17 protein-coding genes are annotated in these 18,206 nt (G+C 68.9%); 10 read left to right on the top strand and 7 right to left on the bottom strand.

Annotated elements, in window-relative coordinates; all coding sequences use genetic code 11:
- Position 1: 1 nt before the first annotated feature.
- From OXG55_02130 to OXG55_02165, 8 genes are all read left to right on the top strand, one after another.
- Positions 2 to 2,104, top strand: a complete 2,103-nt coding sequence (locus OXG55_02130) for a hydantoinase/oxoprolinase family protein (protein MCY4102054.1) — start codon at positions 2 to 4, stop codon at positions 2,102 to 2,104.
- Positions 2,101 to 3,411, top strand: coding sequence for a M20/M25/M40 family metallo-hydrolase (locus OXG55_02135; protein ID MCY4102055.1), 1,311 nt, complete (start codon positions 2,101 to 2,103; stop codon positions 3,409 to 3,411). Before OXG55_02130 ends, OXG55_02135 begins: the two co-directional genes overlap by 4 nt.
- On the top strand, positions 3,408 to 4,325 hold the full coding sequence (locus OXG55_02140) for a VOC family protein (GenBank protein MCY4102056.1): 918 nt from the start codon (positions 3,408 to 3,410) through the stop codon (positions 4,323 to 4,325). The genes OXG55_02135 and OXG55_02140 overlap by 4 nt, the downstream gene beginning before the upstream one ends.
- 2 nt (positions 4,326 to 4,327) lie before the next feature.
- Positions 4,328 to 4,624 (top strand): hypothetical protein, encoded by a 297-nt coding sequence (locus OXG55_02145; GenBank protein MCY4102057.1) that lies wholly within the window; start codon positions 4,328 to 4,330, stop codon positions 4,622 to 4,624.
- Between the two features lie 115 nt (positions 4,625 to 4,739).
- Positions 4,740 to 5,765, top strand: coding sequence for a dihydrodipicolinate synthase family protein (locus OXG55_02150; protein MCY4102058.1), 1,026 nt, complete (start codon positions 4,740 to 4,742; stop codon positions 5,763 to 5,765).
- Positions 5,766 to 5,867: 102 nt separating this feature from the next.
- Positions 5,868 to 7,298 (top strand): hypothetical protein, encoded by a 1,431-nt coding sequence (locus tag OXG55_02155; GenBank protein ID MCY4102059.1) that lies wholly within the window; start codon positions 5,868 to 5,870, stop codon positions 7,296 to 7,298.
- 17 nt (positions 7,299 to 7,315) lie between these two features.
- Positions 7,316 to 8,323, top strand: a complete 1,008-nt coding sequence (locus tag OXG55_02160) for a TauD/TfdA family dioxygenase (GenBank protein ID MCY4102060.1) — start codon at positions 7,316 to 7,318, stop codon at positions 8,321 to 8,323.
- A gap of 138 nt (positions 8,324 to 8,461) precedes the next feature.
- Positions 8,462 to 9,250: a TIGR00266 family protein gene (locus OXG55_02165; protein ID MCY4102061.1), complete on the top strand. Its 789-nt coding sequence runs from the start codon at positions 8,462 to 8,464 to the stop codon at positions 9,248 to 9,250.
- A 75-nt stretch (positions 9,251 to 9,325) separates the two neighbouring features.
- Here the strand turns inward: OXG55_02165 and OXG55_02170 are convergent, their stop codons facing one another.
- The 4 genes from OXG55_02170 to OXG55_02185 all read right to left on the bottom strand — a co-directional run bounded on the left by OXG55_02170 (position 9,326) and on the right by OXG55_02185 (position 11,060).
- Positions 9,326 to 9,733: a type II toxin-antitoxin system VapC family toxin gene (locus OXG55_02170; protein ID MCY4102062.1), complete on the bottom strand. Its 408-nt coding sequence runs from the start codon at positions 9,731 to 9,733 to the stop codon at positions 9,326 to 9,328.
- A complete protein-coding gene (locus OXG55_02175) occupies positions 9,733 to 10,047 on the bottom strand; it encodes a type II toxin-antitoxin system prevent-host-death family antitoxin (protein ID MCY4102063.1) in 315 nt (104 codons plus the stop codon). Before OXG55_02175 ends, OXG55_02170 begins: the two co-directional genes overlap by 1 nt.
- 57 nt (positions 10,048 to 10,104) lie before the next feature.
- The gene (locus tag OXG55_02180) at positions 10,105 to 10,563 is read right to left on the bottom strand and encodes a hypothetical protein (GenBank protein MCY4102064.1); all 459 of its coding nucleotides are present in this window, start codon (positions 10,561 to 10,563) and stop codon (positions 10,105 to 10,107) included.
- A gap of 206 nt (positions 10,564 to 10,769) precedes the next feature.
- The gene (locus OXG55_02185) at positions 10,770 to 11,060 is read right to left on the bottom strand and encodes a hypothetical protein (GenBank protein ID MCY4102065.1); all 291 of its coding nucleotides are present in this window, start codon (positions 11,058 to 11,060) and stop codon (positions 10,770 to 10,772) included.
- A 299-nt stretch (positions 11,061 to 11,359) separates the two neighbouring features.
- Between OXG55_02185 and OXG55_02190 the strand changes: the two genes are divergently transcribed.
- Entirely contained in the window at positions 11,360 to 11,995 is a 636-nt protein-coding gene (locus OXG55_02190; GenBank protein MCY4102066.1) for a hypothetical protein, read from the top strand.
- A gap of 365 nt (positions 11,996 to 12,360) precedes the next feature.
- On the top strand, positions 12,361 to 13,257 hold the full coding sequence (locus tag OXG55_02195; GenBank protein MCY4102067.1) for an MBL fold metallo-hydrolase: 897 nt from the start codon (positions 12,361 to 12,363) through the stop codon (positions 13,255 to 13,257).
- A 151-nt stretch (positions 13,258 to 13,408) separates the two neighbouring features.
- Here OXG55_02195 and OXG55_02200 read toward each other — a convergent pair whose 3' ends face one another.
- From OXG55_02200 to OXG55_02210, 3 genes are all read right to left on the bottom strand, one after another.
- Positions 13,409 to 14,377, bottom strand: a complete 969-nt coding sequence (locus tag OXG55_02200; GenBank protein MCY4102068.1) for an isopenicillin N synthase family oxygenase — start codon at positions 14,375 to 14,377, stop codon at positions 13,409 to 13,411.
- A complete protein-coding gene (gene pucD / locus OXG55_02205; GenBank protein MCY4102069.1) occupies positions 14,374 to 16,632 on the bottom strand; it encodes a xanthine dehydrogenase subunit D in 2,259 nt (752 codons plus the stop codon). Before pucD ends, OXG55_02200 begins: the two co-directional genes overlap by 4 nt.
- A 130-nt stretch (positions 16,633 to 16,762) precedes the next feature.
- The gene (locus OXG55_02210; GenBank protein MCY4102070.1) at positions 16,763 to 18,079 is read right to left on the bottom strand and encodes a BMP family ABC transporter substrate-binding protein; all 1,317 of its coding nucleotides are present in this window, start codon (positions 18,077 to 18,079) and stop codon (positions 16,763 to 16,765) included.
- Positions 18,080 to 18,206: the final 127 nt, after the last annotated feature.

The following is an 18,206-nucleotide window of genomic DNA, read 5'->3' on the forward strand; positions in this document are numbered from 1 at the left end:
CGTGGACCGCCTCGTCGCCGTCGACAGCGGCGGTACGTTCACCGACTGCGTCACGCTCGACGCCGCGGGCCGCATCGGATCTGCCAAGGCGCCGTCGACGCCGTCGGACTTCTCCGAGGGGGTCGTGCAGTCGGTGGCGCGCGCCGCCGCCGGTGAGGATCTCGGCCTCGGCGATCTCCTGGCGCGCACCGGCTTGTTCTGCCATGGGACCACGGTCGCCACCAACGCTCTGCTGACGCGATCGGGCTCGGCGGTCGGCCTCGTCACGACCAAGGGACACGAGGACGCCATCATCGTCGGACGGACGATCCAGAAGGCCGCCGGCATCGCCGAGTCGGAACTCTCCAACCTGGCACACCTGGAGAAGGCGGTCCCGATCGTGCCGCGGCCCCTGATCAAGGGAGTGACCGAGCGGATCGACTACAGGGGCTCGGTCGTCGTGCCGATCGATCCCGACGAGGCGGCCGGTGCCATCGACGAACTCGTCACCGCTGGTGTCGAGGCGATCGCCGTGTGCTTCCTGTGGAGTTTCCTGAACCCCGAGCACGAACGGGCGGTGGCCGACTTGATCCGGTCTCACCACCCGGATCTCTTCGTCACGGTGTCCTGCGAGGTGGCGCCGGTCATCAAGGAGTACGAGCGTTGTGCCACGACCGTGCTCAACGGTTACCTAAGCAGGACGACACACACGTACATATCGAGGCTGCAGCAACGACTTGCCGACGGTGGCCTGGCCAACGATCCGGTCATCATGCAGTCCATCGGCGGTCTGACCCGGGCCGAGGTCGGCAAGGGACGTGCCGTCACCCTCCTGGGATCCGGACCGACCGGCGGCGTGTTCGGGGCGGCCTCGCTGGGCCGGCTGATCGGCGCGGAGAACATCGTGACGACGGACGTGGGCGGCACCAGCTTCGATGTCGGCCTCGTCGTCGACGGCGAGCCCCTCGTCGTCGGCACGCCGGTGTTCGACAAGTACCACACCGTCCTTCCGGTGATCGACGTGGTCTCGATCGGCGCCGGCGGGGGGAGTCTCGCCTGGATCGAGCCCGGCACCGGATTGGTGAAGGTGGGGCCGCAGAGTGCTGGCGCGGTCCCGGGCCCGGCGTGCTACGGGGCCGGCGGGACGCGCCCGACGGTGACGGACGCCAACCTGGTGCTGGGACGTCTCGACCCCGACTACTTCCTCGGCGGCGAGCGCCGGCTGCACGTCGAGGGAGCGAGAGAGGCGATCGAGACCCACGTCGCGGCGCCGACCGGACTCTCGGTCACCGAGGCGGCGATGGCCATCGTGGACATCCTCGACGCCCGCATGGCCGACCTGGTCCGCATGAGCACGATCGGTCGGGGCTACGACCCCCGCGAGTTCGCGCTCTTCGCGTTCGGCGGTGCCGGTCCTCTCCACGTCGGGGCGTACGCGGCGGACGTCGGCACCCGCCTCACCGTCGTGCCGACGAACTCGGCGGTGTTCTCGGCCTTCGGGATCGCCGCCTCCGATCCCGTCTCGGTCATCCAGGCCAGTGACCCGATGGTCGCACCCTTCGACCCCGAGAGGTTGAGCACGCTCTATGTCGCGCTCGCCGAGCGGGCGGTGGCGGAGCTTGCGGCGAACGGCGTCGCCCGGGGGAACATCACCACCAGCCGCGAGGTCGAGATGCGCTACCGCGGTCAGGTGCACGAGGTGCGCGTGCCCGTTCCCGAGGGCCCGCTCGACTCCGGGAGCCTTGCGGTGGTGATGGAGGAGTTCCGCCGCCGCTACAACCGCCGCTACGGCTCGGGTGCGGCCGCCGACGCCGCCATCGAGGCGCGAACCTTCGTGGTACGTGGCGTGGGACGGCAGGCGAAGCCCGAGTTGCATCCCGCGGCCCTCGGGCCCGAGGACCCGAGCGGCGCGCTCGTCTCGGAGCGCCAGGTCTATTTCCGGCCCCTCGGCGGTTTCGCCCCCACGCCCATCTACCGGCGCGAGCTGCTCCGGCCCGGAAACTCCGTGCCGGGCCACGCCGTGATCGAGGCCGTCGACACCACCATGCTGATCCACCCCGGCCAGCGCGCCGACGTGGACGCCTGGGGCAACATATTGCTCGACACCACAGGGGGTAGACGATGACCGCGCCGCCCAGCAGGCCCACGCCCGAGCACTACGAGGCGGCGCTCGCCGCCATCGACCGGGAGGAACTTGTCGACCTGTCACTCGAGTTGGCGCAGATCGACAGTCCGCCCGGCCAGGAGCAGCCCGTATCGGACCGCGTCCTGGAGTGGCTGACCGACAACGGGTTCGAGGCGTCGCAGGTGGGCATGTTCGCCGATCGCACGAACGTCGTCGGTCGCCTGCGGGGCTCCGGGGGCGGCAACACGGTGATCTTCAACGCCCACATGGACGTGGCCTGGGGCCCCGAGGAGCGGCGCTGGATGCACGATCCCGACAACCCCATCTACTTCTCCGCCTGGCGGGAGGGCGACACGCTCGTGGGCAACGGCCTCATCAACGACAAGGGGCCGCTGGCGTGCACGCTGATCGCGGCCAAGGCGGTGAAGGACTCGGGCGCGCCGCTGGCCGGCGACCTCATCGTCACCGGCGTCGCCGGCGAGATCGGCCAGGAGCCCGTCGACGAGTTCACCTCCCCTGGCTACCTCTCCAAGGAGGTCGGTGCGCGCTACCTCATCACCCACGGCATCATCGGCGACTACGCCGTGGTGGCCGAGGCCACGAGCTTCGGCGTCACCTGGGTGGAGGCCGGCAAGGCCTTCTTCAAGGTGACCGTGCTCGGCGGCAGCTCCCGCTACACGCCCTATGTCACCCATCCCGAAAGCCTCGCCGAGCACGGCAACGCCCTGGTGCGGGTGGTGCCGGTGATCGAGGCCCTGACCGACTGGGGGCGGCGCTACGAGGTGGAGCACGAGTACCGCTTCGACGGCGGCCGCTGCGTGCCGAAGGTGAACATCGGCGCCATTCGCGGTGGTCAGCCGTTCCTCTCGATCGTGAGCGCCGAGCATTGCTACCTCTATCTCGACGTGCGTCTCACCCCGGCGCAGACGGCCATGGACGTCCAGGCGGAACTGACCGAGGTGCTGGGCGCCCTCGACGTGCCCACCCAACTCGAGTGCACGCTCTACCGCCGCGGCTACGAGGCGGTCGGCGTCGATGAGCTGCTGGATGCCACCGCCATCGCCCACCGGGCCGAGTTCGGCACCGAGCCGGGCGAGGCGGAGCCGCAGATGTCGAGCATGTGGCGCGACACGAACCCGTTCATCGAGATGGGTATCCCGGCGATCACCTACGGGCCCACGGGCAGCGTCGGTGGAGGTCGCTACTCGGCCGAGATCGCCGACTTCGTCGCCGTCACGAGGATCTACGCCCGGCTGGCGCTGGACCTCTGCAACCGCCCGCGAACCAGGCGCGGCATACCGGCATGAGGATCACGCACCTGCGCGGCGTGGAGCTGACCGACCCGGTGCCGCATGAGATCGCCGGCTTCTACGAGCAGGTCTGGGGCCTGCAGCGGGTTGCCCCGGGAGGGGAGTCGGTCTACCTCCGCGGCACGGGACCGGAGCATCACATCCTGGCGATTCACCCGGGTCCCCAGACCACGGTGCGTGGCTACCGCCTGGGACTGGCCGACCGTGCCGCGGTGGACGGTGCGGCGGAGGAGTTGGGAGCCCGACCCGCCAGCCGCATCGTCGCCGGCCCAGGGCCCCTCGAGAGACCCGGAGGTGGCTACGGGTTGCGGATCATCGACCCCGATGGGCGGGAGATCGAGTTGTCGGCCGAGGTGGCGCAGGCGGGGGAGCGGGCAGCCGCTTCCGGCGGCCCGCCGATCCGGCCCACGAAGGTGAGCCACGTGGTGCTGAACTCGCCCGAAGCCGACGCCTATCTGCAACTCCTCATCGAGGTCCTCGGCTTCCGGGTCGCCGATGAGACCGAGCACATGGTGTTCCTGAAGTGCAACCTGGACCACCACAGCGTGGCTATCGCCCGGTCCCCGCACGCCTCCCTCAACCACGTTGCCTTCGAGGTGCCGACGGTGGAGGACGTCCTGGCGGGCATCGAGCACATGCGCGCCCACGGTTTCGACACGATCTGGGGTCCCGGCCGCCATCCCCAGGGGATGAACGCCTTCGGCTACTTCCTGGCGCCCAATGGACAGGTCGTCGAGTACACCGCCGAGGTGGAGCAGATCCCCGACGACGAGTTGGCCCCGCGGTTCTGGGTGCCGGAGGACTACGAGGTGTACGACGACTGGGCCGACATCTCCTCGCTGCGTCCCACGCCGGAGACCCGGACGCTGATGCGCGGCGTGCCCGAGGCGGCACCGCACGGGGGCGCGTAGCCGTGGCGCGGCTCAACGAGCAGATCGAGGTCGTGGGCACGGGCGCCCAGGCGGTCGCCGTCTGCCGCTGCGGCCACGAGATCGGCCCCGCCTCCGAGAACTACAAGCTGCATCTGTTGATGCGCGAGGGTCCGGTGCAGAACGCGGGCCCATGGGTCGACCCCAACGAGATCGGCGGCGACCGGTTCGTGTGCCGCGAGTTCTTCTGCCCCGGCTGCGTCACCCTGCTGGACGTGGAGATCGCCCAGCGCCACGAGCCGATCCTCTGGGACGTGCGCCTGGATCTCGGAGAGCAATGATGCCGCCTCGACTGCTCTCGGCTCGTCATTCCGGCGCCTCACTTCGTCATTCCGGCGAAGGCCGGAATCCATCCGCCGGCGATCCGGTCGACGCCACACCGGAGTCGCTCCACTGATGCTGAAGGTCCAGGACATCGCCGGCGTCTACGTCCTGCCGCCGACGCCCTGCCTGCCCGACGCCGGGGGCTGGGACGCGGTCGACTCGGTGGACCTGGACGAGACGGCGCGCATGACCGACTGGCTCATCAAGCCGGGGGTCACCGGGCTCGGACTGTTCGGCACGACCGGCGAGGGCCACTCGCTGTTGTGGGAGGAGAAGCTGCGCTGCGCCGAGACCGCGGTTGAGGCCGCCGCGGGCCGGGTGCAGATCTTCGGCGGTGTCACCGCCCTGGGTACCCGCGACGTGATCCGTCAGATGCGAGGCCTGCGTGACGTCGGTGTCGAGGGTGCCCTGGTCGGGCTCCCGCTGTGGCAGACGCCCACAGTCGAGAACGCCGTGGGATTCTTCGCCGACCTCGCCGCGGCGGTGCCGGACATGTCCGTGATGGTCTACTCCAACTCCTGGTACTTCAAGTTCGACTTCCCGCTGGAGTTCTGGTCCGGTCTCGTGGACCGTGCGCCGACGGTCGTCGCCGCCAAGGTCACGCACGGGTTCCGGAACTACCGGGAGGAGGTCGAAGCCACCGCCGGGCGGATCAACATGATCCCCGGCGACCCGGGGATCTTCATTGCCTGGGGTCTCATCGGCAGTGCCATCGATGCGGTCTGGTCCACGCAGGCCGCTCTGGGGCCCGAACCGGTCGTTGCCCTGCTGGCGGCCATTCGGTCCGGTGACCAGGAACCGGTGGAGGAGATCATCGCCGACTTCCGGGCAGTGCCGTCGTACTTCCCGCCAGGTGCCATGGCCAATCGCGATCACACCGACGACTTCGCCCGCTACAACACGCAGGTGGCCAAGTGGCGATTGAACGCCTCGGGCCTCATCGCCGCCGGCCCCGTGCGGCCGCCGTACACCGACCTGCCCGAGTCCTGGAAGCGCCAGGTGGAGTTGGAGGTGGAGGGCTTCGCCGCGCTGCGGGCGAAGTACGCCGCCGACGCTGTCGAGCCGGCCGCGGCGGGACCGCGAGGGACTGCCGGATAGGGTCACGAATGCCCGGCTTCTTCCCCTCGGTCATTCCGGCGAAGGCCGGAATCCACTCGGTGTGGGCTGGAGCACAGGGCTGAGACGCAGCGGGAGAGAGCCATGGGGATCCGTACCGGCGAGGAGTACCTGAAAGGCATCCGCGATGGCCGGAGCGTCTGGCTGGACGGTGAGCTGGTGGACGACGTGACGGCGCATCCCGCTCTGGCCGGCTGCGCGCAGACGCTGGCCGACGTCTACGACCTGCAGCACGATCCCACCTTCGGAGACCTGCTGACCATGCAGTCGCCGTCCACCGGCGACCGGGTCAGCCTCAGCTACATCCTCCCGCAGTCACCGGAGGACCTGCGCCTCCGCCGCACCATGATCGAGTTGCTGGCCCGCCGCTCGGGCGGCACCCTGGGGCGCCTGCCGGAGTACATGGCGTCGATCATCGTGGGCCTCTACGACGTGCGGGCCACGCTTGCCGAGGTCGAACCTGCCTACGCCGACAACATCGCTGCCTACATGGAGTTCTGCCGCGAGAACGACGTGGCGCTCACGCACAGCTTCGCGGACGCACCCAAGGACATGCGCATCCCGCGGGAGCGCTTCGAGAACCTGCGCCTGAAGGAGCAGCGCAGCGACGGGATCGTGGTGCACGGCGTGAAGTCGGTGGCCACGCTGGCGCCGTTCGCGGACGAGTACGTGGCGCTGGCGCCCAACCGCCCCGGGCTGGCCGACGACGAGATCGTCTACTTCGCCGTGCCGATGGACACGCCCGGCCTGCGGGTCTTCTGCCGCCCGTCGCTGGTGCCGCCGGCCGTCCCGGATCGCCGGCTGGCAGCGGCCTTCGACGAGATGGACTGCTGGGTCGTCTTCGACAACGTCTTCGTGCCCGCCGAGCGGGTCTTCTACCGCCAGGCCACGCATGTGCATCTGGGCCTGCTCGGCCAGATCCTGCCGTGGGCCTTCTACCACATCCTCATCAGGATGACCTGCAAGGCCGAGGTGCTGGCCGGCATCTGCGCCCAGGTCACCGAGTACCTCGGCAAGGACAACCAGCAGTACCTGCAGCTCCAACTCTGCGAGGTCTACGGCTACGTGGAGACGCTGCGGGCGTTCCTCACCGCCGCCGAGGAGCAGCACCTGCGCACCCCCGACGGCAACGTGATCCCCAACCCCACCCAGGTCACGCTGGGGCGGATCCACGCGGTGGAGCACCATCCCCGCATCCTGCAGATCGTGCGTGAGATGTGCGGGTCCGGCATACTGATGGCACCAGGGACGGCTGATCTGGCCAACGCCGAGGTGGAAGGCGATGTCATGCGCTATCTCGTGGGGCCCGACGAGAACGCCGTCGACCGCTTCCGGCTGCTGAAGCTGGCGTGGGAGTACGGCTGCGACTCCTTCGGGTCGCGCCAGCTGCTGTTCGAGATGCACAACGCCGGATCGCACCTGACGACCCGCCAGCGCCTCGGCATGTCCTACGACGCCGCCCCCCTGAAGGCGCTCGCCAGGCAACTGGCCGGCATCGACGACACGAGCGGTTGAGAGACGGGAGCGTGCCCATGAAGACCATCGCCGAGATCGCCGGACCGACGTCCTGGATGGGGCCCGATTTGCAGGACAGCGACGAGTGGATCCTCGAATTGCAGGAGTCGCACCAGCGGGAACTGCTCGACGCTCTGGCGGGCGTCGAGGACGCCGGGCTGGACTACGTGGAGATCACCCGGGAGAGCTTTCCCCTGCCCACTGTCGGCCCGCTGCTCGTATCGATGCTGAACGACCTGCTGGAGGGTCGCGGCTTCGTGTTGCTGCGCGGCGTGCCCATCGAGGGGCTCAGCGAGCGCCGGATCGAGCTCATGTACTGGGGGATGGGCCTCTACATCGGCATCTGTCTGCCGCAGGGCGTTGAGGGCACCGAGCTGTTCGCCCACGTGCGCGACGAGGGCGTCGACCGCACGTCCACCTACGGCGGCGGCCTGCTCAACCGGCACAATCAAGCGCTCCCGTTCCATACCGACACCAGCGACATCGTCGGGCTGCTGTGCATCCACCCGGCGATGCGGGGCGGCACCAGCACCATCGTCAGCGCCGTGGCCGTGCACGATGAGATCGTCCGCCGCCGCCCCGATCTCGCCGCGGTCATGTACGAGCCGTGGTGGTTCGACCGCAAGCGCGGCGACGGCCCCGACAGCTTCGCCCAGTGCCCCATCTACGCCGTGAACGGCGCCGGCCGGCTCTTCGCCTTCTACGGTCCCGATCTGTACAAGTATGCGCAGCGCGGCGAGCACGTCCCCGATCTGTCCCCCCAGCAGTGGGAGGCGATGGCACTGATCGACGAGATCAACGGCAGCCCGGAGTACCAACTGCACATGGACTTCCAGCCGGGCGAGATCCAGTTCATCAACAACTACGCGGTCATGCATTCGCGCACCGCCTACGAGGACCATCCCGACCCGGCTCTGCGGCGCGACCTCATCCGGCTGTGGCTGACCCTGGAACGCGACCTCGACATACCCGAGGAGTTCTACGAGCGCGGCCTCAGGACCCGCTCCGCCGCCTTCGCCGGCTAGCACGCTCGGGACTTCCAGTCGTCATCCCGGCGAAGACCGGGATCCGGTTCCGCGGCCGACCGGTCATCGCCGACCGTGACGCTCCCGGGCGCCGGCGAGTGCCACCGCGCGCGGCGAGTGCTGTGCAATGCTGCTCCCATGGCACAGAGTCACGAAATCGAATACCGCGTCGGCGGTGACGACCTGCAATTCGTGGAGGTCTGGCTGGACCCCCACGAGACGGTGATCGGCGAGGCCGGTGCCATGATGTACATGAACCCCGGCATCACCTTCGAGGCCAAGATGGGCGACGGGGCCGACCCCGACGAGGGCACCTGGAGCAAGCTCAAGTCCGCCGGCAAGCGGGTGCTGGCGCAGGAGTCCCTCTTCCTCACCCACTTCACCAACATGGGGTCGGGGAAGTCCAGCGTGGCGTTCGCCGCGGAGTTCCCCGGCAAGATCGTCCCGGTCGACCTCGCGCAGCACGGCGGGCGCATCATCTGCCAGAAGGACGCCTTCCTGTGCGCCGCCCTGGGCACGAGGATCGACATCGCCTTCCAGCGCAAGATCGGCACCGGACTGTTCGGCGGCGAGGGATTCATCCTGCAGAGCCTCAGCGGTGACGGCCTGGCGTTCCTGTCGGCGGGCGGCACCGTCATCCGGCGCCAGCTCCAAGGCGAGCAGCTGCGCGTCGACACCGGCTGCATCGTGGGGTTCGAGCAGGGCATCGACTACGGCATCGAGCGCGCCGGCAACCTCAAGTCCAGCATCTTCGGCGGTGAGGGCCTGTTCCTGGCGACGCTGTCGGGCCACGGCTCGGTCTGGCTGCAGTCACTGCCGTTCTCCCGCCTCGCCGACCGCATCCTGGCCGCAGCCGCCCCCGTCCCCGGCGCCTCCAAGGGCGAGGGTTCGATGATCGGCGGCTTCGCCGGAGCCTTCGAACGCTAACCCCCGCCGACCGGGGATCCCGATCCATGATCCCCGTCATTCCGGCGAAGGCCGGAATCCAGGCTTCGGCGACGGTTAGATCCGCACGTCGACGCAGCGGAGATCCCCGCCCCAGTCGAGAATCGCCCGATCGGCCGTCACTAACGTGTGCCCACCGACGAGCGCGGTCGCCACGATGAACCGGTCGGCCGGATCGTTGTGGAAACCGTCGCGCGCCAAGGTGGCGGCGCGGACGGCCTCGGCGCCTTGGAGGGGGAGTTCCCGCAGCCCGTCGGTAAGCCGGTCCCGACGCCAGCGAGCCGGTTCGCACCCAAGAACAAGTTCGCGCTTCTCCGCCAGCATGGCGACCTCCCAGAACGTCACGACCGACACCCCCAGGGAGCCGATCTCCCACCCCTCCTCGATGGTGGACCGCGCCGCCGTCCCGAGTCGCGGGTCGTCCCGCAGCGACCAGAGCAGGGCATTGGTATCGAGCAGCAGCATCAGGTGGCTGTGGGCGCGTCGGGAAGCCGGTCCAGTTTCGTTTCCCACTCGGCCCACTCGTCGGTGGTCGAGAGATCCAGGTCGTCGCCCACGATGACCAGCGAGTCCCTGCACGAGCCGAGGATGCTCGCCCGTCTCGCCGGGGGTTGCACGGGAACCAGCTTGGCGACCGGCCGGTTGTGCTTCGTGATGGTCACCTCGGCGCCGGACTCACTGACGAGGTCCATGATCTGGAGGCATCTGGCCTTGAAGTCCGCCGCGCCGATCGGGCGGCTGAGATCCACGGCACCGCCATCGGCGGGTGCATCCGTCATGTGAGCCTCCTCAGCCTTTGAAAATACTAGTCGCAGTCTAGTCATATGCCCGCCCGGCTAGTTCGGGTTGACGGCGACCGTCTCGATCACCAACTGCCAGCCCTCCGCCTCTCCCCAGATCCGCCGAGACTCGAGCGGCCGGGTCAGGGACTGCACCGCGAGCATCACGTCCCGTGCGGCGAACAGTTCCCCGTTTACCTCGGTGTCGTCGATCCCGACCCACGCGGCGATGATGTCGTCAGCCTCGGGGCACCGCTCCGAGTACGGCCCATTGCACTCGTGGCCCGCGGCCCGGGCGACCGCGCGCGCCGCGGGGCCGAGCAGCCCGATCATCGGTTCCGTCTGAACCGACGCGTACGCAAGTCCGTCCGGCGGCCACGCCGGCACCCACGCGTTGGGGCCATCGAGCGTACCGATTGTGGCTTCGGCGCTTGGGCGCTCGAGGCGCACCAGCACCGTCAACCTGATGTGATCGTCGGTGGTGCCGAGATACCGGAGCAGTTCATCGTCTGTCATCGCAAACCTTTCGAGTAGAGCGATCCAATCCGGGGCGCGCAGGCACGAGGCGTCGCCGGGGAGTTCGCCCTCGGTTCGGACCCGTCGAACGCGCAAACGTGCGGACACAAGGCACCGCCGATGTGGTCACAGGTGTCGCACCGGTGACGATGTGATCAGCCAGGGTGGACTGGCGGACGGCCTCGCGGGGTTCGCCGCGCAGCCGATCAGGCGGCGCAGTCGGGTCGTTCGCTCGGTTCCGTCGGCTCGTCGGTGCCGGAGCGGGGGAAGCCGATTCCCAGGCGGCCCTCTATGCGAGCGACGCTCACCCTCAAGTCACCGACGTCGGTTCTGAGTTCCTTGATCTCGGCGTCCTGGCCGTCCATCCGCTTGTCCTGGCGCTTGAAGCCGTCTCGCATCTCGCGTTGCAAGAACGCGTAGCCGGCAAAGACGGCACCCAGAATGGTGACGAGGATCGACACCCAGGCGATGATGAACTGGATCTGAGCGACTTCCACTGCGCTGCTCCCTCCTCCGGGCGGGATCGCCCGGCCGGCTCTGTCAGGGGGAAGCCAACTCCGAGCGTACCAGCGGCGACCGCCGTCACTGCAATGCCACGTAGGGCGGGCCACCGACCGCCGCTACCTTTCCGAAGACTCCATGAATCTGCTCTACGCCCAGCGCGATACCATCGCCACAGCCGTATTCACAGTCGGCGACCATCACCGATGCTCAACACAAGAGCCCACCAATTGATGGGACGCCCCCACATCGTTCGTGTCGAGATCGAACGAACAGCACAGGAGCGTGCAGCGCCATGCCACTGACCCAATACCGGATTGACCGCGACGGTGCCGACCGTCTGCTCTTCCTCATGCACGGCTACACCGCCGAGCAGCACCACCTCGCGTCGTATGTGCCGTTGGTCGACCCGGACGAGCGCTTCACTGCGATCGCGCCGCGGGGACCGATCGACATGCCCGACGGCGACGGCGCGGGCTGGTGGACCATCGACCTCGACACCTTCGAATCCGACCTCTCACAGTTCATGCCGTCGCTTGAGATGCTTGAGTCGTTCATCGCGGACGAGGCGGACAAGGCAGGTGTGCCACTCGAGCGTTGCGTCGTGGGCGGGTTCAGCCAAGGCGGCTACCTGTCGCTGGCGCTCGCCGGCAGAGCCGCTGCGCCCCGCTATGCCGGCGTGTGGGCCATCTGCTGCGGCCTTCCGGGCGATCCAAGGCTGGACCTCGACCTGACGCACGGCAATGGTCGACCGGCGCTCTTCCAGTGGGGAACCCGCGACATCGTCATCGGCCCAGACAAGCCCAAAGAGGTGATCGCAGCCCTCGCCGACGGTGGGTGGGATCTGCGGCATCACGCCTACGACATGGCCCACAGCCAGACCATCGAAATGATGATCGACGCCCGCGAGTGGCTCGCCGGGGTCCTCTGAACCCATCCAGCTAGCCAGGCGGCTACGTCTCCAACAGGCACCGGGGTTCTGTTACCGAGGCCGTGCGCGGCAGGGACGGCGCGGCCCAGGCCGCGGGTCTGAGGCACGGGGACATGTGACCTGTCACTCAGAGGGCGAGTTCGACGAGGCTTCCGGCGGCCCGCCCGACCAGGAGGCTGTCCCCGTCGACCGACCGGCGTCGACTGGTCGCTGCGTCGGACTCGAGTGCAGTCGCCGGCGACTGTTCCGTCCGGTTCGGCGAGCGGGTTACCATCGCCACAGCCGACTCGACAGGCGGCACCGATCACCGCGATGCAACCCCGGCGCCGCCTTGCGATGGGCGGGCGCAGCAAGGGAGGATGTCCATGGATTGGTTCCGGACCAGGAAGCTCTCCGACGGTGTCTGGTTGGTCGCCGAGCCGGCCCTGGTCAACCTGTGGCTCATCGCGGGCACCGAACGGGCGGTTCTGCTCGACACGGGGTGCGGCATCTCGCCGCTCCGGCCGGTCGTCGCCGGACTGACCGACCTGCCGGTCACGGTGGTCAACACGCACTATCACTCCGATCACATCGGCGGGAACTGCGAGTTCGACGAGATCATCACCCACGAGGTCGGCGCGGAGCTGATTTCCAAGCCCCTCGCGGAGGAGTGGCGCGCCGGCTTCGCGAGCTACGTGCGGGACCTGTTGGCGTGCGCTGAGGCGTACCGGGCGATCGACCGGAAGCACTTCCACCTGCTCGAGTCGTTCAACGACATCGGGCCTCTGCCGCCCGGCTTCGACCTGGACTCCTGGGACATCGTGACCGGACCGCCGACGGCCACCGTGGCCGACGGCGACCGGATCGAGCTCGGCGACCGCTCCCTGGTCGTGATGCACACGCCCGGCCATACTCCCGACTCGATCTGCCTCTACGACGAGCGCGACAGCCTCCTGTTCACGGGCGACACGGTGCTGACCGGTGCCAACCTGGCGCAGTTCAACGAAGCGGACATCGGCACCTATGCGGCGTCGACGCGGCGGCTCGCCGACATCGCCGATGACGTGAGCCTGGTCGTGCCCCACCACTACGGCCGGACCACGATCGACTCGGGCTTCCTGGTCGAGGTGGCGAACGGCATGGAAGAAGTGGCGGCCGGTGAGGCCACGCTCATGCCCGCTATCGACCTGTTCGACAATCAGGTGCTGGCGGCGATGTACGACCGCTTCAGCATTCTGGTCGCCGATCCCGACCTCGCGCCGCTGTTGGAGTTCACGGAGTAGGGGACTGCTCAGCCATCCCTACAGCAGTGTGAATCGGGCTGCTGGACCATGGACTCCGGCCTTCACCGGAATGACGTGAGAGTGTTGTAGCACTGGATGGGAGGTGCTGCAGCAAGGCCGCTGCCGCGGCCTGACCGCGGCGACTTCGGGGCTACGTCGTGGCGGCGACCTTGTTGGCGATCCACTCGCCGGCCGGGATCGGATCGTTGGGCTGCTCGCTGGGAGCGAGGCACGTCGGCACGCATTGCACGAGGGCGTCGAGGCTGGGGTTGAAGAACAGCGGCACCGACAGCCGGTCGGTGCTCGTGTCGGTGGGGCAGACCACCCGGTGCAGGCTCGATCGCCAGCGGCCGTTGCTCCAGAACCCCATGAGGTCGCCGAGGTTCACCACGTAGGTGTCGGGCACCACCGGCACGGGTACCCACCGGCCGTCGCGCGTCTTGACCTGCAGGCCCGACTCGCCGTCGGTGTACAGAACGGTGACGGCCCCGTAGTCGGTGTGCTCGCCACGCCGGAACTGTCCCGGCTGGGGCTCGATGCCCGTCGCCGGGTAGTAGTTGACGAACAGCGAGGAGCCCGGCACCTCGAGCTTGTCCTCGAACCAGTCCGGCGGCAGATCGAGCGCCACTGCCAGGATGCGCATCAGCCGGCGCGCCAGCGCGGTCGTCTCGGCGTAGAAGCACTCGACGGCCTCCCGCAGCCCCTCGGTGTCGGGCCACACGTTGGTGGCGAAGAAGCTGTCGACGTGCTTCACGTCCCGGCCGGCGTAGTCGGCTCGTCGCTCGGCGGAGAGTTCGGGCCCGAAGCCCAGGTACTCCATGAAGTCCGGCGGGGTCTCGATGTCGAGGCTCGCGGCGGTGGCCATGGTGCCGACACCCCACCACCCCCGCAGGATGTCGCCGTTGGCCGGCGTGAAGCGCGCCTTGCGTTCGGGGGACTGGCCGAAGAAGGCGCGGCACGCTCGGTCGAGATCATCGTTCACCTCGGCGGGGATGCCGTGGCCCGCCACGACGAGGAACCCGTGCTCCTCGCAGGCGTCGTTGACGGCGCGGATCATCGCGTCCTCCGCCGGGCTCCCACTCTCGAACGGCGAGATGTCGATGACGGGGATCGTGATCATCGTGACCTCCTCCCGACGATGTCCTGCGGGCGCACCGGCACGCGGGGCAGCTCCAGGCCCGTGGCGGCCCTGATGGCGGCCACCACCGCCGGCGTCGACGGCAGGCTGGACGTCTCGCCGACTCCCTTGGCCCCGAACGGCGCCGTCTCGTCGGGGATCTCGATGAGCGTCACCTCCATCGGGGGCATGTCCGCGGACGTGGGGATCAGGTAGTCGGTGAACGACGGGTTCCGGATCGAGCCGTTCTCCATGACGACCTCCTCCATGACCGCCAGCCCGATGCCCTGGGAGGTGCTCCCCTCGATCTGGCCTATCACCGAGACAGGGTTGAGCGCCTTGCCGACATCCTGGCCGACGGCGACCTGCACCACGCGCACCAAGCCCAGGTCGAGGTCCACGTCCACGACCGCGCGGTGGGCGGCGAAGATCCAGGAGACATCGGCGTCGCCCTGGCCGGTCTCAGGGTCCAGCGGGGAGGTCGGACGGTGCTCGTGGCGCACCTCCACCTCGACCGGTCCGTCAGCCGCCTCGGCGACGGGCAGATCGATCCAGCCGTCGCTGCTCGTGATCCGGCCGTCCTCGACGGCGAGAAGGTCGGCGCTGATCCCGTGGCGTTCGGCGACGGTCTGCTTCACAAGGTTGGCGATCGCCCGGCAGGCCTTCTCGACGGCGCCGCCCGACATGACGGTCTGCCGGCTGGCCGCCGAGGACCCGGCCGTCCCGATGGTGGCGGTGGAGGGTGTGGCGAGCCGGACCTCGGTGACGCCGATTGTCGAGCGGGCGATCTGGCCCGCCACCGTGACGAACCCCTGGCCGATCTCCGCCGCGGCGCAGGTGATGGTGACGGTGCCGTCCTCGAGCCGGCAGCGGGCCCGGGTGTCGTCGTTGTAGCCCTCGGAGTAGGCCATGTTCTTGAAGCCGGCGGCGTATCCCACGCCCCGGCGGATCCGTCTGCGGTCGGCGGTACGCCCGGCTCCCCCCGGCAGGGCGTAGTCGTCGTTCGCCGTCGGGAGCGGCAGGTCGAACGCCTCGGCGGCCTCCAGGCACTCGCGGACGGGAGCGGGCACGTCGATGGTCTGGCCGGTGATGAGTGCGTCACCGGTGCGCAGGGCGTTGCGGAGCCGGATGTCCAGAGGGCTGAGACCGCAGGCGGCGGCGAGCTTGTCCATCTGGCTCTCGTGGGCGAAGCAGGCCTGCACGACGCCGAAGCCGCGCATCGCTCCCGACGGCGGGTTGGTCGTGCGCACGCCGGTGGCCTCGACGTCGACGTTGGGGACGCGGTAGGGGCCACAGGCGAACCGCGCCGAGCAGGACACCGTGTAAGCCGAGGTGGAGGCGTAGGCACCCCCGTCGAGCAGGATGCGCCCCTCGACGGCCACGAGTTCTCCCTCGGCTGTGGCGTGGTGCCGGAACCACATCCTGGCGGGGTGCCGGTGGACGTGGCCGACGAACGACTCGTCGCGCTGGTAGATCATCTTGACGGGACGGCCGGTTCGCAGGGCCAGCATGCAGGCGTGCACGTGCATGGAGAGGTCCTCCCGGGCGCCGAACGCTCCGCCGGTGCCCGCAAGGTGCAGCCGCACGTCGTCCTCGCTCAGCCCCAGGCACGGAGCGACCTGCGCCAAGTCCTGATGAAGGCCCTGTGTGGCGACGTACAGGTCGATGCCGCCTCTGCCGTCGGGCACCGCAAGGCCCGACTCCGGACCCAGGAAGGCCTGGTCCTGGATCCCCACCTCGTAGGTGCCCTCCACGACCACCTCAGCGGAACCGTCGATGCTGCCGCGGCGGATCGGCACCGTGTGGATCACGTTGCCGTCGGGATGGATGGGCGCGGCGGTGGCGGCCGACTCCGGGTCGGTCAGCGCCGGTAGCGGTTCGTACTCCACGGTGATCGCCTCGAGTGCCATCTGGCACGTCTCTGCATGATCGGCGGCCACGACGGCGACCGGTTCACCCTCGTAACGCACGATGTCGGAGGCCAGGACCGGCTGGTCGGGGAGGGTCAATCCGTATGAGTTCCGCCCGGGAACGTCCTCGGCGGTGAGCACGGCGACCACGCCCGCGATCGTCAACGCCCTGGAGGTGTCGATGGACAGCAGGCGGGCGTGGGGATGGGGCGAGCGCAGTGTGCGCCCCCAGAGCATGGCGTCGGCGTGCAGGTCTGAGGAGAAGGCGAACACCCCGGTGACCTTGGGCACGCCGTCGGGGCGCGGCGCCGACTCGCCCACCCGCGAGGCCGGCCGCGGCGGCGCCAGGGTTGCCGCGGTCTGGTGCGCCCCGAGGACGGGGCGCACCGTCGTCACGTCTGCCTGTTCACCTACGCAGGCGCCAGGCTCGATCCTCGGCTCGGTGACGTCAATGGCCGTCGTTCCTCCCGGCTACCGGTCAGAGGTCGACGCCCTCGACGTTGGGCATGACCCAGAACATCGAGCGCAGATCCCCGACTGCCATCACCTCACCGTCAGCGAGGATCTCGTTGCCACCGATGTCCGACAGCGGGCCGGTATACACCTGGCCCGCACCGCTGGAGATCCGCTCGATCTCGGCCTCGACGATAGCCTTCTCGTCGTCGGAGAGTTGGTCGTAGAGCGGCCCCCACTCGGTGAGTGTGATGGCGCCGTCGTCCATGCTCAAGTACGAGAACTCGGTCTTGAAGTCGCCGTCGAAGATGGACTGGATGTAGCTCTCGATCTGCGGTCTCCAGTCGTACTCGGCGGTAACGACCGTCACGGTCGGTGCATAGGTGCTGGCGTCCACCTGCACGCCCGCGTAGGGCACCCCGGCGCTCTCGACGACCGGGCCGATCGCCGGGCTCGGCAGGCTCGTGGACATGAAGGTGACACCGGAGTCCACGAGGCTGCGCGCCGCTTGGCCCTGCAGGCTCGTGTCCACCCAGTCGTTGGTGAACACGACCTTGAGCGTGGCGGTCGGGTTGGTGAGCTGCATTCCGATGGCGAACCCGTTGATCGTCCGGATGTCGTAGGGGATGGCGAACGCGTCCACCCAACCGATGTCATCGCCGGGTTCGACCATCAGGCCCGCCACGACGCCGGAGATGTAGGCGCCGTCCTCGGGGGCGTTGACGTAGCCGGCGAAGTTGTCGAGGTCGCCGGGGTTGTCCCACTGGCTGGCGACGAAGTAGACGTCGGGGTTCTCGTAGGCCGCGGCGATCATCGGTTCACCCTGCTCGTAGCTCGTGCCCACGATCACGTCGATGCCCTCGAGGATTGCCGTCTCGATGACCGAGGTGATGACGTCGGCCCCCCAGAGGCTCTCCTTGAACGTCGTGGAGACGCGATCCCCGTAGGTCTCCTCGATCCCCATACGGGCGTTGTCGAAGGTCTGGGTCCAGCCGCCGTCGCGGGCGGGCCCCGAATACAGGAACAGGATCTCCAGCGGCTCGTCGTCCATCGCCGGTTCCTCGGCCGCGGGTTCCGGTGGCGGCGGCGGCGGCTCCTCCGGTGGCGGTGGCGGTGGTTCCTCGGGTGCGGCAGCGGGCGCCTCTGCCGGCTCCGGCGGTGGTGCGGGTGCGGGCTCGGGAGGAGCCGGGGCCGGCTCAGGTGCCGGCGCGGGTGCTGCCGTGGGCTCGGCGGCGTCGTCACCGCAGGCGCCTGCGATGAGTGTTCCGACGGCCAGAACCGCCAAGATGAGGAACAACCGGCCGGCGCTCGAGCGCCGGGCCTTTCGTGTCTTAACCGTCATGGTCTCTCCCCTTCCCCTCAAGGAATCCCGCCCGGCTTCCTCCGGCGAATCGCGAGAGAGCCGCGCATTGGCCTGACCATGCAGACTAGTAGGCCGAATTCATAAGTCAAGTACGGAAAGTCTAGCA

It is taken from the genome of bacterium, from assembly GCA_026708055.1.
Classification (GTDB): domain Bacteria; phylum Actinomycetota; class Acidimicrobiia; order Acidimicrobiales; family CATQHL01; genus VXNF01.